Origin of the sequence: Dolosigranulum pigrum ATCC 51524, assembly GCF_000245815.1 — a bacterium.
Lineage (GTDB): Bacteria > Bacillota > Bacilli > Lactobacillales > Carnobacteriaceae_A > Dolosigranulum > Dolosigranulum pigrum.
Genome location: NZ_JH601103.1, coordinates 533,385 through 558,148, shown reverse-complemented (window position 1 = coordinate 558,148; position 24,764 = coordinate 533,385). Strand labels below are relative to the sequence as shown.

Annotated in this window: 24 protein-coding genes; 15 read left to right on the top strand and 9 right to left on the bottom strand. The window is 35.8% G+C overall.

Features of this window, described 5'->3' with window-relative positions; genetic code table 11:
- The first annotated feature begins 1 nt into the window (after position 1).
- From recF to HMPREF9703_RS02615, 4 genes are all read left to right on the top strand, one after another.
- On the top strand, positions 2–1,147 hold the full coding sequence (gene recF, locus HMPREF9703_RS02630; protein ID WP_004635370.1) for a DNA replication/repair protein RecF: 1,146 nt from the start codon (positions 2–4) through the stop codon (positions 1,145–1,147).
- Between the two features lie 2 nt (positions 1,148–1,149).
- Positions 1,150–3,096, top strand: a complete 1,947-nt coding sequence (gene gyrB / locus HMPREF9703_RS02625; protein WP_004635369.1) for a DNA topoisomerase (ATP-hydrolyzing) subunit B — start codon at positions 1,150–1,152, stop codon at positions 3,094–3,096.
- Positions 3,097–3,238: 142 nt separating this feature from the next.
- On the top strand, positions 3,239–5,854 hold the full coding sequence (gyrA, locus tag HMPREF9703_RS02620; protein WP_370882817.1) for a DNA gyrase subunit A: 2,616 nt from the start codon (positions 3,239–3,241) through the stop codon (positions 5,852–5,854).
- Between the two features lie 146 nt (positions 5,855–6,000).
- The gene (locus HMPREF9703_RS02615) at positions 6,001–6,738 is read left to right on the top strand and encodes a TraX family protein (RefSeq protein ID WP_004635367.1); all 738 of its coding nucleotides are present in this window, start codon (positions 6,001–6,003) and stop codon (positions 6,736–6,738) included.
- Between the two features lie 95 nt (positions 6,739–6,833).
- On the opposite strand, the gene purB is transcribed toward HMPREF9703_RS02615, so the two are convergent.
- A complete protein-coding gene (gene purB, locus HMPREF9703_RS02610) occupies positions 6,834–8,129 on the bottom strand; it encodes an adenylosuccinate lyase (RefSeq protein WP_004635366.1) in 1,296 nt (431 codons plus the stop codon).
- A 261-nt stretch (positions 8,130–8,390) separates the two neighbouring features.
- A complete protein-coding gene (nox, locus tag HMPREF9703_RS02605) occupies positions 8,391–9,728 on the bottom strand; it encodes a H2O-forming NADH oxidase (RefSeq protein WP_004635365.1) in 1,338 nt (445 codons plus the stop codon).
- A 317-nt stretch (positions 9,729–10,045) separates the two neighbouring features.
- Between nox and rpsF the strand changes: the two genes are divergently transcribed.
- The 6 genes from rpsF (at position 10,046) to dnaB (ending at position 15,365) form a co-directional block, all read left to right on the top strand.
- Complete coding sequence (rpsF, locus tag HMPREF9703_RS02600) at positions 10,046–10,345, top strand: 30S ribosomal protein S6 (protein WP_004635364.1); 300 nt, start codon at positions 10,046–10,048, stop codon at positions 10,343–10,345.
- A 54-nt stretch (positions 10,346–10,399) separates the two neighbouring features.
- On the top strand, positions 10,400–10,915 hold the full coding sequence (gene ssb, locus HMPREF9703_RS02595) for a single-stranded DNA-binding protein (protein ID WP_004635363.1): 516 nt from the start codon (positions 10,400–10,402) through the stop codon (positions 10,913–10,915).
- A gap of 26 nt (positions 10,916–10,941) precedes the next feature.
- Positions 10,942–11,181 carry a 30S ribosomal protein S18 gene (gene rpsR / locus HMPREF9703_RS02590; RefSeq protein ID WP_111949546.1) on the top strand — a complete coding sequence of 80 codons (240 nt, stop codon included), beginning with the start codon at positions 10,942–10,944 and terminating at the stop codon, positions 11,179–11,181.
- 149 nt (positions 11,182–11,330) lie between these two features.
- Positions 11,331–13,322 carry a DHH family phosphoesterase gene (locus HMPREF9703_RS02585; RefSeq protein WP_004635361.1) on the top strand — a complete coding sequence of 664 codons (1,992 nt, stop codon included), beginning with the start codon at positions 11,331–11,333 and terminating at the stop codon, positions 13,320–13,322.
- 15 nt (positions 13,323–13,337) lie between these two features.
- Positions 13,338–13,790: a 50S ribosomal protein L9 gene (rplI, locus tag HMPREF9703_RS02580; protein WP_004635360.1), complete on the top strand. Its 453-nt coding sequence runs from the start codon at positions 13,338–13,340 to the stop codon at positions 13,788–13,790.
- Between the two features lie 159 nt (positions 13,791–13,949).
- Positions 13,950–15,365: a replicative DNA helicase gene (dnaB, locus tag HMPREF9703_RS02575; protein ID WP_040376800.1), complete on the top strand. Its 1,416-nt coding sequence runs from the start codon at positions 13,950–13,952 to the stop codon at positions 15,363–15,365.
- Between the two features lie 943 nt (positions 15,366–16,308).
- Here the strand turns inward: dnaB and HMPREF9703_RS02570 are convergent.
- From HMPREF9703_RS02570 to HMPREF9703_RS02550, 5 genes are all read right to left on the bottom strand, one after another.
- The gene (locus HMPREF9703_RS02570) at positions 16,309–17,037 is read right to left on the bottom strand and encodes an ABC transporter permease (RefSeq protein ID WP_004635357.1); all 729 of its coding nucleotides are present in this window, start codon (positions 17,035–17,037) and stop codon (positions 16,309–16,311) included.
- Positions 17,034–17,930 (bottom strand): ABC transporter ATP-binding protein, encoded by an 897-nt coding sequence (locus tag HMPREF9703_RS02565; protein WP_004635354.1) that lies wholly within the window; start codon positions 17,928–17,930, stop codon positions 17,034–17,036. The genes HMPREF9703_RS02570 and HMPREF9703_RS02565 overlap by 4 nt, the downstream gene beginning before the upstream one ends.
- A 12-nt stretch (positions 17,931–17,942) precedes the next feature.
- Complete coding sequence (locus HMPREF9703_RS02560) at positions 17,943–18,248, bottom strand: hypothetical protein (protein WP_004635351.1); 306 nt, start codon at positions 18,246–18,248, stop codon at positions 17,943–17,945.
- Positions 18,232–18,474, bottom strand: coding sequence for a helix-turn-helix transcriptional regulator (locus tag HMPREF9703_RS02555; RefSeq protein WP_004635350.1), 243 nt, complete (start codon positions 18,472–18,474; stop codon positions 18,232–18,234). The genes HMPREF9703_RS02560 and HMPREF9703_RS02555 overlap by 17 nt, the downstream gene beginning before the upstream one ends.
- Before the next feature lie 424 nt (positions 18,475–18,898).
- Positions 18,899–19,780, bottom strand: a complete 882-nt coding sequence (locus tag HMPREF9703_RS02550; protein ID WP_167535644.1) for a LysR family transcriptional regulator — start codon at positions 19,778–19,780, stop codon at positions 18,899–18,901.
- 141 nt (positions 19,781–19,921) lie between these two features.
- Between HMPREF9703_RS02550 and HMPREF9703_RS02545 the strand changes: the two genes are divergently transcribed.
- From HMPREF9703_RS02545 to HMPREF9703_RS02525, 5 genes are all read left to right on the top strand, one after another.
- Entirely contained in the window at positions 19,922–20,305 is a 384-nt protein-coding gene (locus HMPREF9703_RS02545) for a CidA/LrgA family protein (protein ID WP_004635345.1), read from the top strand.
- On the top strand, positions 20,298–21,002 hold the full coding sequence (locus HMPREF9703_RS02540) for an LrgB family protein (protein WP_004635343.1): 705 nt from the start codon (positions 20,298–20,300) through the stop codon (positions 21,000–21,002). Before HMPREF9703_RS02545 ends, HMPREF9703_RS02540 begins: the two co-directional genes overlap by 8 nt.
- Positions 21,003–21,138: 136 nt before the next feature.
- Positions 21,139–21,531, top strand: a complete 393-nt coding sequence (locus HMPREF9703_RS02535; RefSeq protein ID WP_004635341.1) for a CidA/LrgA family protein — start codon at positions 21,139–21,141, stop codon at positions 21,529–21,531.
- On the top strand, positions 21,528–22,232 hold the full coding sequence (locus tag HMPREF9703_RS02530) for an LrgB family protein (RefSeq protein WP_004635339.1): 705 nt from the start codon (positions 21,528–21,530) through the stop codon (positions 22,230–22,232). The genes HMPREF9703_RS02535 and HMPREF9703_RS02530 overlap by 4 nt, the downstream gene beginning before the upstream one ends.
- Positions 22,233–22,357: 125 nt before the next feature.
- Positions 22,358–23,464, top strand: a complete 1,107-nt coding sequence (locus HMPREF9703_RS02525; protein ID WP_004635337.1) for an alpha-hydroxy-acid oxidizing protein — start codon at positions 22,358–22,360, stop codon at positions 23,462–23,464.
- 332 nt (positions 23,465–23,796) lie between these two features.
- Here the strand turns inward: HMPREF9703_RS02525 and HMPREF9703_RS08555 are convergent, their stop codons facing one another.
- Together HMPREF9703_RS08555 and HMPREF9703_RS02515 are read right to left on the bottom strand one after the other, a co-directional pair.
- Positions 23,797–24,174, bottom strand: a complete 378-nt coding sequence (locus HMPREF9703_RS08555; RefSeq protein ID WP_004635334.1) for a YtxH domain-containing protein — start codon at positions 24,172–24,174, stop codon at positions 23,797–23,799.
- An 18-nt stretch (positions 24,175–24,192) separates the two neighbouring features.
- Positions 24,193–24,636: a hypothetical protein gene (locus tag HMPREF9703_RS02515; RefSeq protein ID WP_004635333.1), complete on the bottom strand. Its 444-nt coding sequence runs from the start codon at positions 24,634–24,636 to the stop codon at positions 24,193–24,195.
- Positions 24,637–24,764: the final 128 nt, after the last annotated feature.

Sequence of the window (24,764 nt, the reverse complement as noted above, 5' to 3'; positions counted from 1 at the left end):
TATGTGGCTGGAGACAATTGAACTTAGCGGCTTTAGAAACTATCAAGAAACAGCGCTAACGTTCTCAGATGGGGTAAATGTCTTCTTAGGCCAAAATGCACAAGGAAAAACCAATATGATGGAAAGTATTTATTTCCTTGCTTTAGCTAGAAGTCATCGAACAACTAGTGATAAGGAACTTATTAATTGGGAGGCAGATTTTACGCGCGTTAGTGGGAAAATAAATTCAAAAGGGTCTACTTTTCCATTAGCCATTAGTTTGTCCAACAAAGGAAAACAAGCCAAAGTCAATCATTTAGAACAAAAAAAATTGAGTCAGTATGTTGGTCATTTAAATATTATTTTATTTGCGCCGGAAGATTTAGAATTAGTAAAGGGATCTCCTGCTGTGCGTCGGCAATTTATTGATCGTGAATTAGGTCAGATGAGTGCCGTTTATTTACATCATTTAGTCAGTTACCAAGAGATTTTAAAACAACGCAATCAATATTTAAAGGAATATAAAGCGAGTCAATCATTTGATATGGTATATTTGGATATTTTAACAGAACAATTAGCCACAGAAGGGGCCGAAGTGCTTGAACGTCGGCTTAATTTTACAGAAAAACTAAACGAGTGGGCGGCCCCTATTCAACAAGATATTTCACAAGGGAAAGAGAAGTTAGATATTCAGTATAAAACAACTTTATCACTGCCAAATGACAGTCAAAAGTCGTCTATTTATCGTCAATTATTGGACAAATATGAAGAAAGTAAACAGCGCGAGTTGGATAGAGGCACAACGATTATTGGCCCTCATCGCGATGATTTAGTCTTTTATGTAAATGATAAAAATATACAAACATATGGTTCACAAGGACAGCAACGTACGACTGCTTTAAGTGTCAAATTAGCAGAAATTGAATTAATGAAAGAGATGACAGGTGAATATCCTGTTTTGTTATTGGACGATGTGTTAAGTGAATTAGACAATCACCGTCAAACACATTTACTAAAAACAATTGAAAAGAAAGTCCAAACCTTTTTGACAACGACCAGTTTAGACGGCGTTGATATTAATTTATTGAATGAGCCTAAAATTTTTCATGTTTCAGCCGGTCAAATTGTAAAAAAAGAAGTGGATAGTGAAGAAATGGAGAGTGCATAAGCGTGGTAGATGATTCATTAACCCCGAAAGAGCTGCAAGAGTTAAAGAAAACATATGATGCCAGTCAGATTCAAGTGTTGGAAGGATTGGAAGCTGTCCGCGTTCGGCCCGGAATGTATATCGGGTCAACGGGAGAAGATGGGTTGCATCATTTAGTCTGGGAAATCGTTGATAATTCGATTGATGAAGCAATGGCTGGTTATGCGGATACCATTAATGTTTATATTGAAGAAGATAACATTATTCGCATTACAGATAACGGTCGAGGTATCCCAGTTGATTTACAAGAGAAGACAGGTCGTCCCGCAGTAGAGACAGTCTTTACAGTGCTGCATGCGGGTGGGAAATTTGGTGGTGGAGGCTATAAGGTTTCTGGTGGTTTGCACGGTGTAGGTTCATCTGTTGTCAATGCATTATCTGAATTCTTAGAAGTTCGTGTTTACCGAGAGGATAAAATCCATTACCAGCGCTATGAACGTGGCTTAGTTATGGATGACCTGCAAGTGATTGGTGAGACCACTGAAACAGGAACTGAAGTCCTCTTTAAAGCTGATAGTCAAATCTTTAGAGAAACAACAGTCTATGATTTTGATCGCTTAGCTACTCGAGTTAGAGAGTTAGCATTTTTGAACAAAGGATTAAATATTGCCATTGAAGATCGTCGTGGTGAAGAGACGAAACGGATGGATTATCATTATGAAGGCGGGATTAAGCGCTACGTTGAATACTTGAATGAGAATCGTGATGTGCTTTATGACGAGCCAATTTTCTTAGAAGGCGAAGCAGAAGACGTGATCGTCGAAGTATCTCTTCAACATACGGATAGTTTCCATACTAATATTATGAGTTTTGCTAATAATATTCATACATATGAGGGTGGGATGCATGAATCAGGCTTTAAGACAGCAATCACGCGGTCAATCAATAATTATGCACGTGAAAATAACTTTTTAAAAGAGTCCGATGCAAACTTTACGGGCGATGATGTACGAGAAGGGTTAACGGTAGTTCTTAGTGTCAAGCATCCGAATCCGCAATTCGAAGGGCAAACGAAGACGAAGCTAGGGAATTCTGAAGTGCGCGGTATTACTGATCGTCTATTTTCAGAGCATTTTGAGCGCTTCTTAATGGAAAATCCAAAAGTTGGTAAGCGAATTATTGATAAAGCGCTCCTTGCCTCGAAAGCTCGGTTAGCTGCAAAGCGGGCACGGGAAGTGACGCGGAAGAAGAGTGGTCTGGAAATTAGTAACTTGCCAGGTAAATTAGCGGACTGTTCTTCACGCGATCCCCAAGAGTCTGAATTATTTATTGTTGAGGGGGACTCAGCGGGTGGTTCAGCAAAACAGGGCCGTTCACGAATGTTTCAAGCGATATTGCCTATTCGTGGAAAGATATTGAATGTTGAGAAAGCATCAATTGATCGAATTTTAGCTAATAATGAAATTCGTTCATTATTTACAGCAATGGGAACAGGCTTCGGTGAAGAATTCAATGTGGAAGAAGTTCGTTATCAGAAATTAATTATTATGACGGATGCTGATGTCGATGGTGCGCATATTCGGACGTTACTGTTAACGTTATTGTATCGTTACATGCGACCATTGATTGAAGCGGGGTATGTCTATGTAGCTCAACCTCCGCTCTATCAAGTAAAGCAAGGTCGCAAAGAAGTGTATTTGCATACAGAACAAAAATTGCGGGAATATTTAGCAGAGCTCCCAGAGTCGCCTAAGCCATCTATCCAACGTTACAAAGGATTAGGTGAGATGGATGCGGAGCAGTTGTGGGAGACAACGATGAATCCTGAAAATCGCCGCTTACTTCGTGTGGATGTGGATGATGCGATTGAAGCGGATAAAGTATTCGATATGTTGATGGGAGAGAATGTAACGCCAAGACGTGAATTTATTGAAGCGAATGCGCGCTACGTTCAAAATATTGATACCTAGACATCACTTAATGTAACTAGAATGAGAATAGAGTATTTTACAGCTCAATGTTCTCTAAGACAAGGGATAGAAATTGAAGGAGGAGTAGTCCTTGGTGGATCAACCAGATAGTAGATTACAGCCGGTAAAATTGTCAAAAGAAATGAAAAATTCGTTCTTGGATTATGCGATGAGTGTGATTGTGTCTCGAGCTCTACCGGATGTTCGAGATGGCTTAAAGCCGGTACACCGGCGTATTCTCTATGGAATGAATGAGTTAGGGGTCACTCCAGATAAAGCGCATAAAAAGTCTGCTCGTATTATTGGTGATGTAATGGGGAAATATCACCCTCACGGCGATAGTGCTATTTATGACTCAATGGTGCGTATGGCACAAGACTTTAGTTATCGTACCCCTCTTGTTGATGGGCATGGTAACTTTGGTTCAATTGATGGAGATGGTGCAGCAGCCATGCGATATACTGAAGCCCGTATGAGCAAAATTGCTACGGAATTACTGCGTGATATTAATAAAGATACGATTGACTATCATGATAACTATGATGGGAATGAACAAGAACCCGATGTATTGCCTGCCCGATTCCCGAACCTACTTGTTAATGGAGCATCGGGAATTGCGGTCGGTATGGCGACGAATATTCCACCACATAACTTGAATGAAGTTATTGATGCGTGTGCACTCTTGATGGATAACCCTGATGCAACTGTAGCTGAATTGATGGAAGTCATGCCAGGACCAGATTTTCCAACTGGGGCTAGTGTCATTGGTATGTCAGGGATTCGTCGAGCTTATGAGACCGGTCGTGGCTCCATTAAAATTCGTGCTAAAGCTCGCATTGACGTTCAGAAAAACGGTAAAGAACGTATTATCGTTGATGAAATTCCTTATATGGTGAATAAAGCTAAATTAATCGAAAAAATTGCTGAATTGGCGCGCGATAAGCGGATTGAAGGAATTACTGATTTGAATGATGAATCTGATCGTGATGGGTTACGAATTGTTATCGATATTCGTCGTGACACATCAGCCGCTGTCGTCTTGAATAACTTGTATAAGTTAACACAGATGCAGACTTCATTCGGATTCAATATGCTAGCGATTGCAGGCGGAATTCCAAGAACATTTGGCTTACGTGACATTTTAGAACATTATCTGCAACACCAGCAAGAAGTTATTCGTCGTCGGACTGAATTTGATAAAAATAAAGCAGAAGCACGGGCTCATATTTTAGAAGGTTTACGCATTGCTTTAGACCATATTGATGCCATTATTACCTTAATTCGTCAGTCAGAGACAGCTGATGTCGCCAAAAAAGGCCTGATCGAACAATTCAACTTAAGTGATCGACAAGCTCAGGCGATTTTAGATATGCGGATGGTCCGTTTAACCGGTTTAGAACGGGATAAGATTGAAGAAGAATACAACGGCCTATTAGAAAAAATTGCCGAATTAAAAGCGATTCTTGCTAGTCCTGCGCGTATCAACCAAATTATTAAAGAAGAAATGGCTGAAATTGCGAAAAAACATGGAGATGAGCGTCGGACTGAACTGCTCGTTGGGGAAGAGTTAAGTATTGAAGACGAGGACTTAATTGAAGAAGAAAACATTGCGGTAACGTTATCTCACGGTGGCTATATGAAACGTATGCCGATTTCAGAATTCAAGTCACAAAATCGCGGTGGCCGTGGAGTTAAAGGCATGAGTACAAATGATGATGATTTTGTCGAGCAATTACGAATTTGTTCAACTCATGATTTCTTGCTATTCTTTACCAATAAAGGAAAAGTTTACCAAGCAAAAGGTTATGAAGTACCGGAATATGGGCGTAATGCAAAAGGAATACCAGCGCTGAACTTCTTGAATATCGATAAAGATGAAAAAATTCAAACGATGATTTCAATGACTGATCATGAATCAGCTGATCGACAACTCTTCTTCGCTACGCGTCAAGGAACGGTGAAGCGAACAGCACTCAGTGAATTTGAGAATATTCGGACGTCGGGATTAATTGCGATTAATCTAAAAGAAGGTGATGAATTAGTCAATGTTGTCGTTACAAATGGGAATCAATCGATTGTGATGGGAACGCATGACGGGTATGCCGTTCACTTTGCTGAAACAGATGTTCGTAGTATGGGACGGACTGCTACTGGTGTTCGAGGTGTTCGCTTAGAAGAAGGGGATTATGTGATTGGGATGGAGATTCTTAATTCTGATCAGGATGTCTTCGTTGTATCTGAGAATGGATATGGGAAGCGAACTGTAGCTGCTGAGTATGCGATTCGTAATCGGGGCGGAAAAGGTGTGATTACCTTGAATATTACCGATAAAAATGGTCCATTAGTCGCATTGAAGACAGTGGATGGTACGGAAGATATTATGATGGTCACTGATCAAGGGATTATGATTCGATTTGATGCACAAGACATTTCACAAACGTCTCGCTCAACGCAAGGTGTACGTTTAATGCGTCTAGAAGATGAAAGTCGGGTAGCTACTGTAGCTAAAATTGATTTTGATGATACTGATGATGAATCAGAGAATGATAGAGACAATCATGCAGCATCAAACCTATCAAATGACGTCAAAAATAGTAGCGGAAATTTGACAGAAAATAGACAAGTGAATAATGATGAATCTTATGATATAAGTAATGGTGTGTCAAATGAGTCAAAAAAATCAATTGATAACAAGTCAAAATTGGACGAATTAATTGATCGAGCAACGACAGATCTTGATGATGACATAAATGAATAATTGATTTAACCTAAATAATGATAACGTCAAGTAATTAGTTAGTCTTGACGTTATCATTATTTTTTATAAAAAAATATGGCATTTCATACTTAATTTTGATATGATAATAAAAATTATTATATAATTACAAAAGAAAGAGGAGAAAAATGGATACAGCTAAACGGTTTGAAGATAAACGACTAGAGAAGATTAGAATATTTAACGGGGCACAATTAAAATATATTGCTTTTGTATCGATGCTAATTGATCATACCAATAAAGCGATTGTTGGTCCGTATTTAGATGGAGATGGTTGGTTAGCAACGCTCAGTACCATTTTTGATGTATTAGGACGAGTCGCCTTCCCTATTTTTGCCTTTTTAATTGTCGAAGGATTTTTTAAAACTCGTTCGAGAGCACGTTATTTAGGTTCATTGATGGTATTTGCGCTTATTTCAGAAGTGCCATTTGATATGTTTGCCAATCGTCGCTTCTTCTTTACAAATGATTTTAATGTTCTATTTACTTTATCACTAGCTCTAGCAACACTGTGGGCAATTGATAGTTTGAAGAAAAAATTATCGAATATTCACCCAGCTGTTTGGTATCTTGCTTCCATCATTTTGCTTATCATATCATCATTAATTGCGATGCTCGGTGGATTTGATTATGAATATCACGGTATTTTAATTCCATATGCCTTCTATCTATTCTACAATCGTCCAATATTAGCTGGCTTCTTTGGTTATTTAGCTATTATCAAAGAAATTTGGTCCTTATTAGGTTTTGGTTTAACATTGACCTACAATGGTAAACGAGGTAAACAATATAAATGGGTTAATTATTGGTTCTACCCCGTTCATTTATTTATACTAGGCTTGCTCCGCTTTTATTTAAATATTTAATACGATCAAATGATATCAATTTAATTTTGACAATACTCAACAAAGAAAATGCTCAGAACAGCTATAAAAGCTGATTCTGAGCAGTTTTTGATTGTCTATGATAGTCCAACTCTGTCAAAAATTGTGTCAACATGTTTGATATGGTAATTATAGTCAAATGCATCATTTAAATCATTTTGCGTGAGAATTGAAGTTATTTTGCTGTCAGTTTCAAGCAAAGATCTGAAGTCTTTTTTCTCATCCCACGCCTGAGCTGTTTTGGGTTGGACGAGATCATAGGCTTCTTCGCGCGATAACCCTTTATCAATGAGCTGTAACATAACACGTTGCGAGTAAATTAAACCAAAAGTTGTTTCCATATTATCTTTCATATTTTCAGGAAATACTGTTAATTGTTCAACAACGTTAGCGAATCGGTTGAGTTGGTAATTCAGTAATGTAGTTGCATCAGGTAAAATAATCCGTTCAGCACTCGAATGAGAAATATCACGTTCATGCCAAAGTGGAATATTATCATAAGCAGTACTTGCATAACCACGTATAACACGAGCAATTCCAGTCACATTTTCTGAACTAATTGGATTTCGTTTATGGGGCATAGCACTAGATCCTTTTTGACCTTTTGCAAAATATTCTTCTACTTCACGTTGCTCAGTTTTTTGAAGTCCTCTAATTTCAACGGCAAAGCGTTCAATACTTGTTGCAATCAAGGCAATCGTTGTAACGTAATCAGCATGAAGATCACGAGGAAGCACTTGAGTTGAAATATCTTGAGCGCGCAATCCTAAATGTTTACAGACATAAGCTTCAACTTCTGGCGGTGTATTGGCAAATGTTCCAACTGCACCAGAAATTTTACCTGCTTCAACCCCGGCAGCAACTCGTTCAAATCGCTCTAAATTACGCTTCATCTCAGCGTACCAGGTTGCTAATTTTAGACCAAATGTAGTTGGTTCAGCGTGAACCCCGTGTGTTCGGCCCATTTGTACAGTATACTTATGCTCTTTAGCTTTTTTTCCAATAACATTAATAAGATGTTTTAAGTCTTTTTTCAGCACTTGATTGACTTGCTTTAGTTGATAACCATAAGCTGTATCAACAACATCTGTACTTGTTAAACCATAATGGACCCATTTTTTTTCATCTCCAAGTGTTTCCGAGACAGCACGAGTAAATGCAACAATATCATGTTTTGTTTCTGCTTCGATTTCTTTAATACGGTCAATATTATAAGAAGCACGCTCGCGTAATTTTTTAGTATCTTCAGCAGGTATTTCACCGAGTTCGGCCCAAGCTTCTGCTGCCAAAATTTCTACTTCCAATAAAGCATCAAATTTTGTTTTTTCTGACCAAAGTTGTTTCATTTCTTTACGTGTATAGCGATCAATCATTTTATATACTCCTTTTTACTTGTTATAAGACTATTATAAAGTAAATTTGTTTAAAGGTCATAAATGAGCAATGAATAGCATCAAACTTATAATCTACTAAGTTGTCAAAGTCGTCAAAAAATAATAAAAAATGTCCAAGAAATAGTCAAGAGAACCAATAGAATTATAGCCGAATTCTTACAATAAATCCTATGAAATCAATAAAAAACAGGCTACCGTTACAGTAGCCTGTCGTCAAATTCTATCTAAAACTGTCTAAAATTACTTGTCAGCTGTTAATGCAGCTAAAGTAATGTAGTTATATGGTTGGTTGAAGTGTGGTAGGAAGAATAAGTCAAGCAATGCTAACTCATCAATTGTTTCCTGACGGTCAATAGCTAATGAGAACATGTGAATTCCCATTGACATGTCATGCATAGAAGCCATTTGTGCTCCAATGATACGACGTGATTCTTTTTCGTAGACAATACGGATTTGAACTTCATCATTTTCTTCCATAAAGGCTGGACGCTGCAAGTCTGAGTAGTCAGTATATTCGACTTCTAAACCACGACGTTCTGCCGCTTTTACTGACAAACCAGTTGAAACCATGTTGTAGCCAAAGATAGAAATACCGTTTGATCCTTGTACACCACGTGATTTAATAGCTGTTCCACCTAAGTTATGTCCTGCGACAAGTCCGCTACGAACAGCATTACTTGCAAGAGCAATGTATTCTGTTTGTTGAGAAGCATTTGAGTAAAGTGTCGCACAGTCTCCAATTGCATATACATCAGGATCACTTGTTTGTTGGTGTAAGTCTACTAAGTAAGCACCGTTACCAAACAACTCTAAGTGGTCTTTACCTAAGTCATTATTTGGTATAAAACCAATTGCATTAACCACTAAGTCAGCTTCATATTCACCTTTAGTTGTTGTAACTTTACGTACGCGACCATTTTCATCACCTTCGTAGCCAGTTGCTAGCTCTTCGAAGTGTGTCTCGATGCCGTTTTCTTGTAAAACACTGTCCATTTTTGTCGCAAAGTTTTTGTCGTAGTAGTTAGATAATGAAGTGTCCGCTGCATCGAATAAACGAACATTTTTACCGCGACGTTTAGCTGCTTCAGCGATCTCAACACCAATGTATCCTGCACCAATAACTGCAACATTTTGTACATCATCGCGATCTAAGTCAACATCGACCGCTTTACCTTCTTGGTATAATTTTAAGTAGTGAATACCGTCTAAGTCATTACCTGGCAAGTTTGGTGCAATAGGTTTTGAACCAGTTGCTAAGACTAATTTGTCATAGCTTTCTTCTAATTCGTTACCATTGATATCTTTTGCGTAGACAATTTTTTGTTCGAAGTCAACATGGGTCACTGTTGTTTCTAGTGAAATGCGAGCTCCTTTTTCTTCTAGTGTTTCTTTTCGCTCATAGAATAAGCCATCGAAACCTTGAACTTGTCTTCCAACAACAAGTGCTGTTCCACAACCTAAGTAGCTTAAGTTCGTATTACGGTCCAATAGCACAACTTCGTGTTCGTTGTATTGTTTGAGCAATGTGTTTGCACAAGCAATACCAGCGTGGTTTGTTCCAACAATAACAATTTTCATTCTATCCACTCCTATGAATTTATTTTATAATATGTCCGTTAGAACAGTATAGCACATTTCTTCATAAAAAGTACTTAAATAGCAATAAATTAATTTATTATTAATTTATCATTAATGAAATGCAATATTTTTAGGTGATATATTGACAGATTTTTTTATTAATAAGGGGGAAAACAGCATATATAGAAATATTTCGTTTGAATTTACTACATATGTGTGCTATAATGCTAGGAGTGAGTAATAATTTAATCAATTACTCTCCTTGCTCTTGACTTTAAAGTTTTAAGGGCCAGAAGACCATAAGGAGGTGACAGTCAATGAGTCAGTCAGCAAAATATGAAGTACTATACATTATCCGTCCAGATTTAGGCGAAGACAGCAAGAAAGAATTAGTTGAACAATTCGATAAAGTCTTGTCTATCGGTGGCGCAGAAGTAACTGAATCAAAAGACTGGGCGAAACGTCGCTTTGCATACGAAATTAAGGGGTATAAAGAAGGGATTTACCACTTAGTAAATCTAACTACTGATAACTCTGAAGCAATCGATGAGTTTGAACGCCTAGCTCGTATTAATGACAATATTTTACGTCATATGATCGTTCGTTTGGAAGATTAGTCAATAAAATGTTTCACGTGAAACAATTAAGTTTTTGAGAGAGGGGCTAAGAGATTGATTAATAATGTTACGCTAGTAGGTAGATTAACGCGAGATCCTGAGTTGAGATATACTGGGAACGGAACAGCCGTCGTATCTTTTACAATTGCAGCTGATCGTCCGTTTACGAATAGTCAAGGTGAACGCGAAGCTGATTTTATTAATTGTGTGGCGTGGAGAAGAACAGCGGAAGTTGTTTCGAATTACACAAACAAAGGTTCATTAGTTGGTGTAACTGGTCGTATTCAAACACGCAGTTATGAAAATAATGAAGGTCGAACAGTTTATGTGACAGAAGTTGTGGTTGAGAACTTTAGAATGTTAGAATCAAAAGCAACTGCTGAAAACCGCCGATCAAATGATGATTACAGTAATGGCGGTTTTAATAACAATCAATCATTCAATCAGTCCCGAAATAATCAATCTCAGAATCAGAATAGTTTCAGTTCGAATAATAAGTTTGACAATGATCCATTCGATACAAGTAATAACGATGATATTGATATATCAGATGATGATTTACCATTTTGATTCATAGATAAATAAAGGAGGACTGCATTATGGCTGGACGTCGTGGAGGAAGAAGACGTAGAAAAGTTGACTTTTTCGCAGCAAACCACATTGACTACATTGATTACAAAGATGTTGATTTGTTAAAACGATTCATCTCAGACCGTGGTAAGATTTTACCTCGTCGTGTGACTGGAACGTATGCGAAAAACCAACGTAAATTAACTAAAGCAATTAAACGTGCACGAGTTATGGGATTACTCCCATTCGTAGCTGAAAATGACTAATATTAAAGATAGAACGCAGCAGATTTGCTGCGTTTTAAATTTATTCAATCTTTTATCATAAATAATCGTCATGATTAGATTGTTAGACTAAAACATGTTAAAATAAAGGTAACTATGTTTTGAGATGATTAAGGATTGAAGGAGTTTCTATGAAAATAAGACATGAAAATGAGCGAGTGCCAAAGCTATTAGGGCAACAGTCACTTAAGATGACCGTTCTATTAGCTATTATTGCACAAGCTATTCTTATTACTTTAAGTTTTTTTACTAAATTCTGGTTAGGGTTAGCGATGTTCATTGCCTTTGTATTGACTTGGCTATTAGTCTATCACTTTGTTCTGAAATATGAATTGAAGTTGGAAGATTATGTAATGAACCTCTCGTATCGAATAAAGCGGAGTGAGCAAGAGGCCCTCATTAAGATGCCAATGGGAATTATTCTCTATAATAGCGAATCAGAAGTTGAATGGGTCAATCCTTACTTGCAAAGTCATATAGCAGAAGAGGATAACATTCTAGGTCAACCATTAAAACAGGTGCATAATAAGTTGATTGATCATATTGAGAAAGATGAGCTAGCGGGATTAATTGATTGGAAGGATAAAACCTATCAATACCGCATTCACAAAAACTTAAGAGCTATTTATTTACTAGATGTTACAGAATATGTAGCCATTAAAGAACAGTATGAAGAATATAAGCCAGTTATTGGTTGGTTGTTCTTGGATAACTACGATGAAGTGACGAAAGACTTGGATGATCGAGGCGTATCAGCGTTGGACAGTTTGTTAACCACTTATTTATCGAACTGGGCTAAACAGCACAATGTTTTCTACAAGAAGATATCTGATGATCGGTACTTCATTATTCTCAGTTATAATGAGCTAGAACGTTTAGAATCTGAGAAGTTCAATATTATCGACCATATTAGAGAACGGACATCGAAGCGAAATTTACCACTAACAATTAGTATCGGGTTAGCTTATGGCGAAGAGACGTTCAGTAATCTAAGTGACTTGGCTCAGAAAAACCTTGATCTAGCTCTTGGTCGTGGTGGGGATCAAGTGATCGTTAAGGGAATTGAAGATGAGCCGCGTTATTATGGTGGGAAGACGAACCCAATGGAAAAACGTACGCGTGTTCGCTCACGCATGATTTCTCAAGCATTGCAGGAACAAATTGTCGAAGCAGAGCATGTGTACATTATGGGGCATAGTAATCCGGATATGGATGCCATTGGTTCAGCCTTTGGAGTGGCTCGTATTGCCATGATGTTGGATCAGAATGCATCAGTAGTTATTAATAACGATGATATTCCAAATGATATCGGTAAATTATTGGAAGAGACGGAGAAATATCCAGAAACTTATAATAATGTGATAACACCGAAAAAAGCAGAAAGCCAAATTACGGAACGCGACTTGGTAATCTTAGTTGACCACCATAAACCGACACTATCAATTGCTCCTAATTTATTGAAGAAGACGAAAAAGAATGTGGTTATCGATCACCATCGTCGTGGCGAAGAGTTTACTGAAAATCCATTGCTTGTCTATATTGAACCATATGCTTCATCAACGGCTGAATTAATTACGGAATTCTTCGAGTATGTACCAACTGATGGGAATCCAATTAATCGAATAGAAGCAACAGCTATGCTTGGAGGAATTATTGTTGATACCAATAACTTCAGCTTAAGAACGGGCTCGCGAACATTTGATGCAGCTAGTTTCTTGCAATCAGTCGGAGCGAATATTACCTTGGTCCAACGTTTATTGAAAGAAGATGCGGAGAATTATATTGAACGTGGTCGTCTGATTGAAACCATTGATTATGTATATGAAAATGTGGGAGTTGCTATCGGGGACGAAAATAAAATTTATCCACCAGTATTAGCAGCTCAGACAGCTGATACGATGCTTAATATGACGGATATTGAGGCGTCCTTCGTTATTACTAGACGATCCAAGAATACAGTTGGTATTAGTGCCCGCAGCTTAGGAAAGATTAATGTTCAATTAATTATGGAAAAAATGGGTGGTGGCGGTCACTTATCGAACGCGGCAACTCAAATTGATGGTAAGAGCATTCAAGAAGTAAAAGCAGATTTAACCGAACATATTATCAATCAATTAAGTTAATAGGAGGAGTTTATGATGGAAGTTATTTTACTTGAAAATGTCAAAGGTACAGGAAAAAAAGGCGAAATTCATGCAGTGTCGGATGGTTATGCGCGTAATTTTCTGATTAAGCAAGGAAAAGCAAAAGAAGCTACTCCAGGTGAAAAGAAAAAATTAGCAGCAAAAAAACAAGCAAAACGTCGTGAAGAGAGAGAAGAACTAGAAGAAGCTAAAAAATTCAAGTCGATCTTAGAAGACAACCCAATTGATATTAAAGAAAAAGCATCAGAAGATGGTCGGTTATTTGGTTCAATTACAACTAAACAAATTGCAGAAGAAGTTAAAAAGCAATTGGATATTAAAATTGACAAGCGTAAAATAAATCAACGTGTGCAAATGCGTTCAGTCGGGAGCCAAGAAGTAGAAGTGAAATTACACACCGATGTAACAGCAAAATTATTGGTTCGCGTCGAAGGTATTGAACCATAAAAAGACATCAATACAACATTCTTGGCTTACAGCAGACTAAGTTAATCGAGGATTAAGCGACTTAGTCTGTTTGCCGAGGGTGTTTTTTTATTGTTTCACGTGAAACAATGAGGGAGAATCGTTAATTAGAGAGTAGCTATCAAAGGCGATAGTATAGAGATGAAGAGAGGGCGAGAAGAAGTGGCGATAGATGTTTATGGAGACCGATTACCTCCACAAAATATAGAAGCGGAACAATCGGTATTAGGGGCAATTCTAGTCAATCCAGAGACACTGGTGTCTGCAATGGAATTGTTGGAAGCAAGTGATTTTTATAAGCGAGCCCATCAATTAATTTTTCAGGCAATGATTGATCTGAATGATGCGAATGAAGCGATCGATACGATTACCATTAATAATATGTTATCGTCTAAGCAGCAACTAGAAGATATTGGTGGAACCAGCTATCTGGCTGAATTATCATCTGTTGTACCTACTGCAGCTCATATTATGCATTATGCTAAAATTGTTGAAGATGCATCAACGTTAAGAAACTTGATCCAAACAGCTACTGATATCGTTCAGATGAGTTATCAGCAACAAGATAATGTGCAAAATGCGTTAAATGATGCTGAAGAAATGATCTTAAAAGTATCTGAAAAAAGAACACGTACCGGTTTTGTTAGTATTTCTGATGTATTGCGAGATACGATTCAAAACATTGATGAATTATACCGTAATGACGAGGAAATTACAGGCCTTTCGACTGGATATCGCGCACTTGATCGGATTACATCCGGGTTGCATGAAGATGAATTAATTATTTTGGCTGCGCGACCTGGTGTTGGGAAAACCGCTTTCGCTTTAAATATTTCACAAAATATAGGAACAAAGACAGATGAGACGATAGCAATATTTAGTTTAGAGATGGGAGCACAACAATTAGTGAGCCGGATGCTTTGTGCAGAAGGATCTATCGATGCCTCTCATATGCGAAATGGTCAACTCACCGAAGAAGAATTCAAAAACTTATATGTTGCGATGGGTAGTCTCTCGCAAGCGAATATTTATATCGATGATACACCGGGAATACGGACAACTGAAATTCGTTCCCAGTGCCATAAATTAAAACAAGAACGAGGTAATATTGGGTTAATTGTTATTGATTATCTGCAACTTATCGAAGGAAGTGGGCGACAATCTCGTCAACAAGAAGTTTCAGAAATTTCGCGCCAACTAAAAAAATTGGCCAAGGAACTTTCAGTACCAGTCATTGCTCTGTCTCAGCTTTCGCGTAGTGTGGAACAACGGCAAGATAAACGTCCTATTTTAAGTGATTTACGAGAGTCTGGATCGATTGAGCAAGATGCTGATATTGTGGCTTTCTTGTATCGGGAAGATTATTACCGGAGTGAAGATGAGGAAGACGGACAGCCAGCACAAGATAATATGGTGGAAGTTATTATTGAAAAAAACCGAAGTGGAGCTCGTGGAATGGTTCCGTTGTTATTTATTAAGGAATATAATAAATTTTCTTCGCTTTCATATTATCCAGAGAGTGAAATTCCTGATGCACCTCCAGCAGGCTTCTCGTAGATATAATTCATGATTTAAATATTCTTGATTGTTAAATTAAAATAGAAATTTTGATCACTTTGTGGTCTAGATCCTCCATTGGCTAGATTAAACCTATATTTTTAAAACTGGGCAATCGGCCAGCACAGTTCACATGGACAATTTTAGCTAAAATCAACTTTTGAGATAAAGAGGGATAAATTTTTATTGTATTTATCAGTGATGAACTGCTTAAATCACAGTGATGAGCACTTTATTTTTAGGGTTATTTCTCAATATGGGCATATCGAAAAAAGCTCTCGGCATAAGCATCTATGCAAACCAGTTCATTTATGGTAAAATTTGTGTGGGTTATTGTGGTGCATCTCCTATTCTTCTTAGAGGGTTGATATAGGATGATTGTACCACAGATGACCCTTTTAAATTTCTATTTTAATTTTACAATGAAGGTGAATAAAAAATCATTTAATAGCATTAACAACACAATAATCCCTTTATTTGGAATGTTATTTTAATCATTTTCTACTGTCTATTCAGGAAAAATTTAATTTGTTGTCATTGATATGTATACTTCTTATGTTTATTTAGTGAAGAAATATTCTGTATCGTTCAATACAACACATCAGAAACAGAAACCATTGAATCACTTAAAACACATGCCGTTAACATCCTTTGTTTAAAACTTATTGGACGAAGCAGAACTTGTAGACAAACGGTTTCCTATTTGAATGGTCAATAGAGTGTTTAAATAATCTAATATCAAAGTGTTGATCCGAGATATCTCTGATTTTCGTAACTTCTATAATTCAAATTACGAATTTTCGTCCAACAAAGAGCCATACAAACCAAATAAAAAAATCCAGAGGAGAAAATCCTCTGGATTCAACGTAGACGTGATTCTACAATTTTTTATCAACAAGTATCCAACTTTTCTACAAAGGGTAGTCAGAATTTTGTATCCTCTTTACAGGCCTGTTAACTCCATCCTTTTTAGAATGCTACTTACGATCAGATACAATATCTCCCACAATATACAACTAATAGTTAAATATATTGAAAAATTATCAACCCTTAAATTCTGAAAAACAAATACTGGAGTCTGTTGTAGCAAAAAAATTAAAGTACTATTGCCTGTAGCTACAACCAATATCAGACTTAATTTAACTATTTGATCTATTACATAAGCTAAAATCAATCCAATTAAAACCTTTTTTGTAGCAAACAAGCAGCTTTCAATCAAAAACGTATATACAAAAAAAGTAGGAAATATCATAACTACTATTTTGATAAAACTAAGAGTAGCTCCTTTATTTGCGCCTAATTCTATTCCACCTAAAATAATAAATATTGTGAAAATGAACAAAAATATGCACTCAATAAATATTGAGACTATATATTTTGAGATCAATATTTTCATTATAGAAAATCCTTGGAAAATATTGTTTTTCATTGTTTTGTTTTCATATTCATCATGAAAAACAAGGAGCGCTAAAAATGTTATTAACACCATCGAAACTATATAGAAATGGGAGTATATAAAAGTAAAGTATTGATCTAATGATAACGGATTTTCAATTAATTTAGTGACATACAAAATTCCAAATAATCCTAATATTATAGTGCCCAATAAGAACAATATCACACTTTTTCTCTTAAAAAAACTATACAATTCAGCACAAACTAAATTCTTCATTTGTCCGATTTCTCCTTTAAAAAGATATAATAGTCATTCAAAGTTATATTTTCACTAACACAATACTCTGGCACAGGCCACATATTCTTGTCTATATTTTTTTCAAAAAATCTAATAATATAATTTTTATAGTCAATTAAAACTTCATTACAATCGATATTTCTCTCTTTTAACAAGATATCATACATTTTTTTTAAATTTTCTAAATTTATAAATGTATACTTTCTCATTACTTTGCTTTTTATTTCCCATTCTTTTTTACTAATTTTTCCTACTAATTTTCCCTTGTCGATGAATATAAAGCGATTACATAATGTTTGAATTTCATTTAACTGATGACTAGAAATAAGTATAGTCATATTATCTTCTTGATTTAATTTTGATAGTGTTCTAGAAACATTCTCTACTGATTCTGCATCTAAACCACTAAAAGGTTCATCTAAAACAAGCATTTTAGGTTTGTTTAATAAAGAAAAAATTATAGCTAACTTTTTTTTCATGCCTAAAGAATATGCTTTATATTTTTGTTTTCTATATTCAAATAAGTCAAATATAGAAAACAAATGCGTAATATATTCCATATCTAAGTTATTTTTCTGAATTGCATAATACTTAATATTATCAAACCCGCTTAGTTCCGGATAAAAAGCAGGTTCCTCTATTAAAAAACCACATTCTTCAACTCGAAAAAAACTTTTAAAATTCCCTTCACTAGGAAACAATAATCCTCCTATTAATTTCATTAATGTAGATTTTCCAGAACCATTCCCTCCAATAATTCCCAATACCTCCCCTTCATACATTTCAAAAGATATATCTTGAATACCATATATTTTACTATTTTTATATTTTTTAGTTACTTCTTGAAAACTAATTACTTCGTTAGATTCCATAGTTGTTTGCTCCTAATACTTAATGTATTGATAGATTGAGTATATAGCACCCACGCTTATAGCTACGTAGAATGAATTTAAAATAAATTTTCTATATATTTGGACTTCATTTGGATTGAGTATATAAAGAATAAATACCATAACAAAGAATGTCCATAAGACTACATTTGTACCTTTTATATTTAGAAAAACAATTCTTTCATCTCTTAATCCCATTTTATTACTTAAATACAGAATAATTGCACTAGAAATCAAAGCTAATCCTCCCAATACTCCTTGGAATACCGTACCTGTAAAAAATTCAATCATTTTTAACAATTTCGTCATCTCCTTTTATTTTAAATATTTCTTCTACTCTAACATCAAAATACTTAGCTAGACTTAACGCTACTGGTAAAGAAGGAATGTATTTATTTTTTTCAATAGAGTTAATTGTTTGCCTAGACACGCCTACCACTTCTCCTAATTTTGCTTGTGACATTCTTGCAAGTACTCGATATTCATACAATTTATTTTCAACTTCAATCGTACGTCCTCTTGCCATGACTTACCTCCTATAAATATTGTAAAGCTAACTTTACAAATTGTCAAGTTAATTTAATGCTTTGTGATTGATTTATGTAATTATTACTTTACTTAAACCTCAGACTTTCATAATATAAATACCTTCAAGAATAAAAGGCAGCACGAAATCATTTTAGCTGCTTTTCTATATTAACTCAAACAAGATATATAGTAAATTTTATTTATTCATTTCTAACTCATAATAAAATATTCCTACCAATCCCGTCATAAAAGAAAGTCAATAAGGCAATTACAACAGAAAGACTCCACAAATGGGGACTAAAATCATTAGCCGCCATAGCGGAGTCTGCTTATGCAAGATATTGAACCGCCGTATACGGAACCGTACGTACGGTGGTGTGAGAGGTCGACTAGTCAATTAATGGCTAGTCTCCTACTCGATTTTATTGTTGAGTCACTTGGTTATAAAGAACCGTATTGAATTCGCTCTGAGATTCAGATAAATTATCTTGTTTGTTCATTAGTAGGCTAATATAGAGTGTCGGTGCTTTTTCGATAGGAATCATGACAATATTGGGGTCATCTTGAAAGACAATATCAGTCATTAAGCCAATTGTTGCTCCAGATGAAATAAAGGTTCGAATAGTTTGGATATCTTTTGTGAAGGTTACTTTTGAGATATCTAATGAAATATTTTTTGCCCACTGTTTAAAAATATTATTTTGTACATAATTATGATCAAATGCTACAAAGGAATATTCTAACATCATCTCAACGGATACTTGTTCTTGCTTAGCTAGTGGGTGATCTTTCGCGACGCAGAGCTTGAATTGTTTTTCATCAATTAAGTAATGATGGATCGATTTATCCAAAAATTGAGACGTATCACTTCCTACAATAGCGATTGATATTGTATGATGACGTAGAAGGTCAATCATCTTATCGAGATGACTTTCTTCTACCAAATTTAATTGTGACATAAAATCAGATAAATTTGGGACGAGTTTTGGTAAATAAAAACTACCAATCAATGGATCAAAACCTAATTCAATCGTTTTTGAGTTCAGGCTATCAATATCACTACGAGTTGTTTCCAATAAGTTGATAATTTCTCCAGCTCGATTGTATAAAATTTTACCGGTTGCTGTTAGATCGAAACTACGAGAAGAACGGTCACGGGTAATCAATTGTGTCCCGAATTCTTCTTCTAAGCGTTTCAGTGCGATGGAGATAGATGGTTGCGAAACATAAAACTTCTCAGCTGTTTTTGTGAAGCTAGAGCAATCTGCTAAGTATCGATAATAAATTAAATCTTGAATTTTCATAAATAAAACCCCAATTATAATATGTTTGATTTCAATATTCATGTTATAAATTAAATTAATAATAACTTTCATATCTATGATAACACAGATATAGCCTTTATGGAAAGTTAAAACAATATATTTTAAATTAGGAGGAAAGTTATGAAGTATATCATTCAATTATTTTGGTTATTCTTCTTTTCATTTGTCGGTGAAGCCTTAACCTATGTTATTCCAATCAGTATTCCGGGCAGTGTCATTGGAATGATATTGTTATTTATTGCACTTCATTATGGTTGGCTCTCATTTGCGAGTGTGGAAGATGTCGGTAACTTTTTAACTGGAAAAATGGGTATTTTTTTCGTGCCTGCTGGTGTGGGCTTAATTCAGAATTTTGATATATTAGGTGAAATTTGGTGGCAATTATTAATAATTGCGACGGTTTCACTTCTAGTTATGATGGGATTTGTTGGCAAAGTAGTCCAAATAATTATTAAACACACGGGAGATGTATCAACTAAGAAGGAGGCTAATGAAAATGATTGAAGAATTATCTGCTCATCCATTTACCGGAATATTTATTACATTTTTTCTCTACCTATTAGGTCGAAAACTTTATGATATAACAGGGTTTCCACTATTTTCACCACTTATTTTTTCAATTAGTTCGATTATTGGTTTGTTATTATTACTTGATTTACCCTATGAAAATTATAATCAAGGGGGACAATTTATTGATATATGGATTGGTCCAGCCACAGTTGCGTTGGCAATTAAACTAGAAGAGAATATTGATTACGTAAAAGACCATTTCGTAGCAATTATTTCTGGCATCTTTTTGGGAACTATTGTGCATACTGCTGTTGTGTTAGGGATGTCAATCTTGTTGCAATTAGATCAGGAACTTTTTATTACAATTTATCCGAAGTCGATCACGACTCCAATGGCAATAGGAATTGTCGAGTCAATGGGTGGAATAGTTTCACTAACCGTTGCGCTCGTTGTCTATACTGCTGTTGTGGGAGCTTTATTAGCACCGCCATTGGTTCGTAGTTTACAAATCGATCATCCGGTCGCAAAAGGGATTGCAATGGGAGCTGGCGCAATTGTAGTTGGGACGACACGCGCAATTAAATGTGGCCCCGTTGAAGGAGCAATGGCTAGTGTGTCAGTTATTTTAACTGGGGTAATGTTTGTATTATTAGCACCGCTTATTCCTTGGCTAGTTAGTATTTTTTACTAATGCATGTTGCTGAAAACGTTATAAATTCCATTATAAAAAATCTAACTGTTATTCTAATTATACAAATGGTATACTAAAAATATGGGTTAGGTTAAGCGGTTAATCTAAGTTAAATATTTTTGATAAGGAGATTACAATGCGAATTATTGTGCAATTATTTTGGTTGTTTATGTTCTCGTTCTTAGGAGAAGTAACGTCAAAATTCATTACATTTATTAGTATCCCTGGAAGTGTATTAGGAATGATTTTCTTTTTCTTAGCGCTTCAATTTGAACTGATTAAATTGGAGCAGGTGGAAGAAGCCGGTGAATGGTTAACGGATAATATGGCGATTTTATTCGTGCCAGCTGGGGTAGGTTTGATGACACATTTTAATATTTTAGGGGATATTTGGTGGCAATTATTGATCATTATTTTTGTCTCGACCATATTAATGTTGGGATTTGTCGGGATAATCGTTCAGTTTATGATGCGCCGTACACCCGGTAGTGCTGAAGATGTTGAAGTAAAAGGGGATGAGCTATTGTGATTAGTGAATTATTTGTTAGTCCGTTTACAGGTATCTTTTTAACTATTTTCTTTTTCTTAATCGGTCGAGCTTTATATAGTCGGTGGCAAATACCACTTTTTAATCCATTAATATTTGCTATTATTTGTATTATTCTCTTGTTGATGGTAACAAACACTTCGTATGAAGATTATTATCAGGGCGGGCAATATATTGGACTGTGGATTACGCCAGCGACAGTTGCTTTGGCTATTAAGTTAAAGAAAAATTACCATCATCTAAAACAAAACTATATTTCTATTTTAACCGGTGTTGTTGCGGGGGTTCTCTTTCATACAGTCATTGTGCTAGTAAGTGTGCTACTCTTGCGATTAAATGGTGAGTTGTTTGCAACGCTTTATCCGAAGTCTATTACAACAGCAATTGCATTAGGGGTGTCAGAATCACTAGGAGGTATCGTTTCTCTTACGGTAGCTATTGTCGTCTTTACCGGAATTGTTGGAGCAGTAGTGGCCGAGCCTATTTTGAAATTATGTGGTGTGACCGACCCAGTTGCGCAGGGGATTGCCATTGGATCTAGTTCACATGCGATGGGAACGACCAAAGCGATTCAGATGGGACAAGTCCAAGGCGCAATGTCTGGATTAGCTATTATTGTAACGGGAATTATAGTTGTTATTTTAGTACCAGTTGCTGAAGTTATATTAGCAAGTTTATTTTAAAATAATTCTTTTTTATAAGATGATAAGGAACTAGAATAAATTAATTGCAATTTTAATTTTGGTAATGTTTTCATTTTATGCTATAATGTTTAATGTAAGCGATAAAATAATAAAGGAGAGTTGTTATGACAGAGATAAAGTATGATGCACCTACAAAAGTGCAGGATTTAAATATTTTAAATACGTATGAATTAGAAGCCTTGGCTGGTGAAGTTGTACCAAAAGCAGGTTATGACTATATTGCGGGTGGTTCAGGAGATGAGTTTACGTTAAGCCGTAATATCACTTCTTGGAATAAAAAAGGAATTGTACCGCGTATGTTAGCTGACGTGGAACACCCAGATACAAAAACAACTATTTTAGATCATGAATTGAAGGTTCCTTTCATCATGGCACCAATTGCGGCACATGGGTTAGCACACGAATCAAAAGAGGCAGGAACAGCTCGGGGAATTTCTGAGTTTGGTGGCAGTATTATGTCAATTAGTGCTTACTCAGGGGCTAAATTTGAAGAAATTGATGAAGGATTAAAAGGAAATGCACGTTGGTTCCAGATTTACATGTCAAAAGATGATGAATTAAATAAAAATATTATTGATGAAGCTAAAGCTGATGGAGCTACAGCTATTATCCTAACAGCTGATGCAACAATTTCTGGAAATCGTCACCGTGATGATCGTAATCAGTTCGTATATCCATTCGGCATGCCAATCGTTTCTCGTTACTTAAAAGGTGACGCGACTAACATGTCATTAAATAATATTTACGCACAATCTAAACAAAAAATTAGTATTCGCGATGTCCGTTTCTTGGCTGAATATTCTGATTTGCCAGTCTTCGTAAAAGGTGTTCAAGCGCCAGAAGATGCTTTAGCAGCAATTGGAGCAGGAGCTGCTGGTATTTGGGTATCTAACCATGGAGGACGTCAATTAGACGGTGCACCAGGATCATTTGAGACACTTCAGGAGATTGCAAATGCAGTACAAGGTCGTGTGCCGATTGTCTTTGATTCAGGTGTTCGTCGTGGTGAGCATATTTTCAAAGCTTTAGCAAGTGGTGCGGATATTGTTGCTATTGGACGTCCAGTGCTGTTTGGACTTGCATTAGGTGGATGGAAAGGTGTTCGTTCAGTCTTCGAATACTTCGAAACAGACTTAAAACGTGTTATGCAACTAGCTGGAACACAAACAATTGAACAGGTGAAAGATACAAAGTTAGTTGATATTGATTAAAACTAGTCAAATATCTGTCCAATATTAGACGAATAATAGTCAAAGGAATCATTGTAAATAGCCACCAATCCCTTCTAAAAAAGGATTGGTGGCTTTAAAAATAGTCAAAATGGGTCAATTTATTTTGACTATTATTGTCAAAACGTAATAGATAAAAAGTTTCTACTCAACATAGATGTTTATTCAAAGTATTCAGTGAGTTTATTATAATGAGAATAACAATTTTGAAGATGTTATCTCACGTTAAATAATCTTCTTAAAACAGTCTATTTGGCGTAACTAATTAAAAAAGCGATAACCTGATGATTCAGGCTATCGCTTTTTGAGTAATATTATAGATTAGGTTGGAATTCGCTGTTATCAGCGACATTAGCATCTTTTAATGCTGCTTGTAATTTTTCTTCGTCGTTTGGGATAACTTCATCTCCGCCTAATTCACGTTCAATTTCACGAACCGTATGGCCCAATTCTTCTTTCTTTTGTTCAAGGGCAAGTTTATCTTCAGTAACTTCTGATTTAGCTTGGTGATACGCATCGTTTAGATCTTCTTTGAAATCATCTGCAACTTGACGTGCTTGTTCACTTAGTCGATCAGCTTCTTTTTTTAAATCTTTTCGCAATTCTTCTCCTGATTTTGGTGCAAATAATAGTGCTCCAATAGCAGCTCCTGCCGCTAAGAATAGAGATGATGTTAAGTTTAGTTTCGGCATGATTAACTCTCCTTTGTCTTATTCACTAAAGCGTTGTTTTTGCTTTTTAAAAGTTTTCATAGCAGTTAGCTTCGCAATTTTAGCTAGTTTCGGTGCTTCTTCTTTCAATTTATTCATAGTATCTTTAGCTTGCGTAGAAGCATATTCTTTACTATGTTTCTGCAAGTAGTCGAGTGAACGTGTTAGTGAATTGAAGCGTCGATTCAATTCATCGATACTACCAATTTTCTCTTTCGCATCAGCTTGAAGCGCGGTAATACGATGTTGAATCGTTGTGATTTCTGCTTGAATATCGTCTGCTTCTTCAGTGTAGAAGTTAGCCACTTTCTCAATTCTTTTTTGACATTTTTGACCATTTTTAATGACGGGTGAAATTTTTTTCTTCGTCATTACTCCGATAACAATAAGACCAATAATGGCAATTAGTAGAATGAGTAAGGCGATGATGTAACCTGATGACATAATTCTCCTCCTTTTTGAACCATAATGATTATTTAGTACTAGAATACCACGAAAACCGTCTAACAACAAATAAAGTTTCTTTAAATATTGATACTTTTCGTCGGTATTGATATGATTAGGATATATCT

Coding starts and splice junctions, on each gene's coding strand:
- HMPREF9703_RS02535 (WP_004635341.1), top strand. CDS start 21,139: ATGCGAATTATTGTGCAATTATTTTGGTTGTTTATGTTCTCGTTCTTA.
- purB (WP_004635366.1), bottom strand. CDS start 8,129: ATGATTGATCGCTATACACGTAAAGAAATGAAACAACTTTGGTCAGAA.
- HMPREF9703_RS08555 (WP_004635334.1), bottom strand. CDS start 24,174: ATGCCGAAACTAAACTTAACATCATCTCTATTCTTAGCGGCAGGAGCT.
- HMPREF9703_RS02550 (WP_167535644.1), bottom strand. CDS start 19,780: ATGAAAATTCAAGATTTAATTTATTATCGATACTTAGCAGATTGCTCT.
- HMPREF9703_RS02515 (WP_004635333.1), bottom strand. CDS start 24,636: ATGTCATCAGGTTACATCATCGCCTTACTCATTCTACTAATTGCCATT.
- HMPREF9703_RS02570 (WP_004635357.1), bottom strand. CDS start 17,037: ATGAAGAATTTAGTTTGTGCTGAATTGTATAGTTTTTTTAAGAGAAAA.
- rplI (WP_004635360.1), top strand. CDS start 13,338: ATGGAAGTTATTTTACTTGAAAATGTCAAAGGTACAGGAAAAAAAGGC.
- recF (WP_004635370.1), top strand. CDS start 2: ATGTGGCTGGAGACAATTGAACTTAGCGGCTTTAGAAACTATCAAGAA.
- HMPREF9703_RS02545 (WP_004635345.1), top strand. CDS start 19,922: ATGAAGTATATCATTCAATTATTTTGGTTATTCTTCTTTTCATTTGTC.
- gyrA (WP_370882817.1), top strand. CDS start 3,239: ATGAAAAATTCGTTCTTGGATTATGCGATGAGTGTGATTGTGTCTCGA.
- HMPREF9703_RS02565 (WP_004635354.1), bottom strand. CDS start 17,930: ATGGAATCTAACGAAGTAATTAGTTTTCAAGAAGTAACTAAAAAATAT.
- HMPREF9703_RS02555 (WP_004635350.1), bottom strand. CDS start 18,474: ATGGCAAGAGGACGTACGATTGAAGTTGAAAATAAATTGTATGAATAT.
- HMPREF9703_RS02540 (WP_004635343.1), top strand. CDS start 20,298: ATGATTGAAGAATTATCTGCTCATCCATTTACCGGAATATTTATTACA.
- HMPREF9703_RS02525 (WP_004635337.1), top strand. CDS start 22,358: ATGACAGAGATAAAGTATGATGCACCTACAAAAGTGCAGGATTTAAAT.
- nox (WP_004635365.1), bottom strand. CDS start 9,728: ATGAAAATTGTTATTGTTGGAACAAACCACGCTGGTATTGCTTGTGCA.
- rpsF (WP_004635364.1), top strand. CDS start 10,046: ATGAGTCAGTCAGCAAAATATGAAGTACTATACATTATCCGTCCAGAT.
- HMPREF9703_RS02585 (WP_004635361.1), top strand. CDS start 11,331: ATGAAAATAAGACATGAAAATGAGCGAGTGCCAAAGCTATTAGGGCAA.
- dnaB (WP_040376800.1), top strand. CDS start 13,950: ATGAAGAGAGGGCGAGAAGAAGTGGCGATAGATGTTTATGGAGACCGA.
- HMPREF9703_RS02615 (WP_004635367.1), top strand. CDS start 6,001: ATGGATACAGCTAAACGGTTTGAAGATAAACGACTAGAGAAGATTAGA.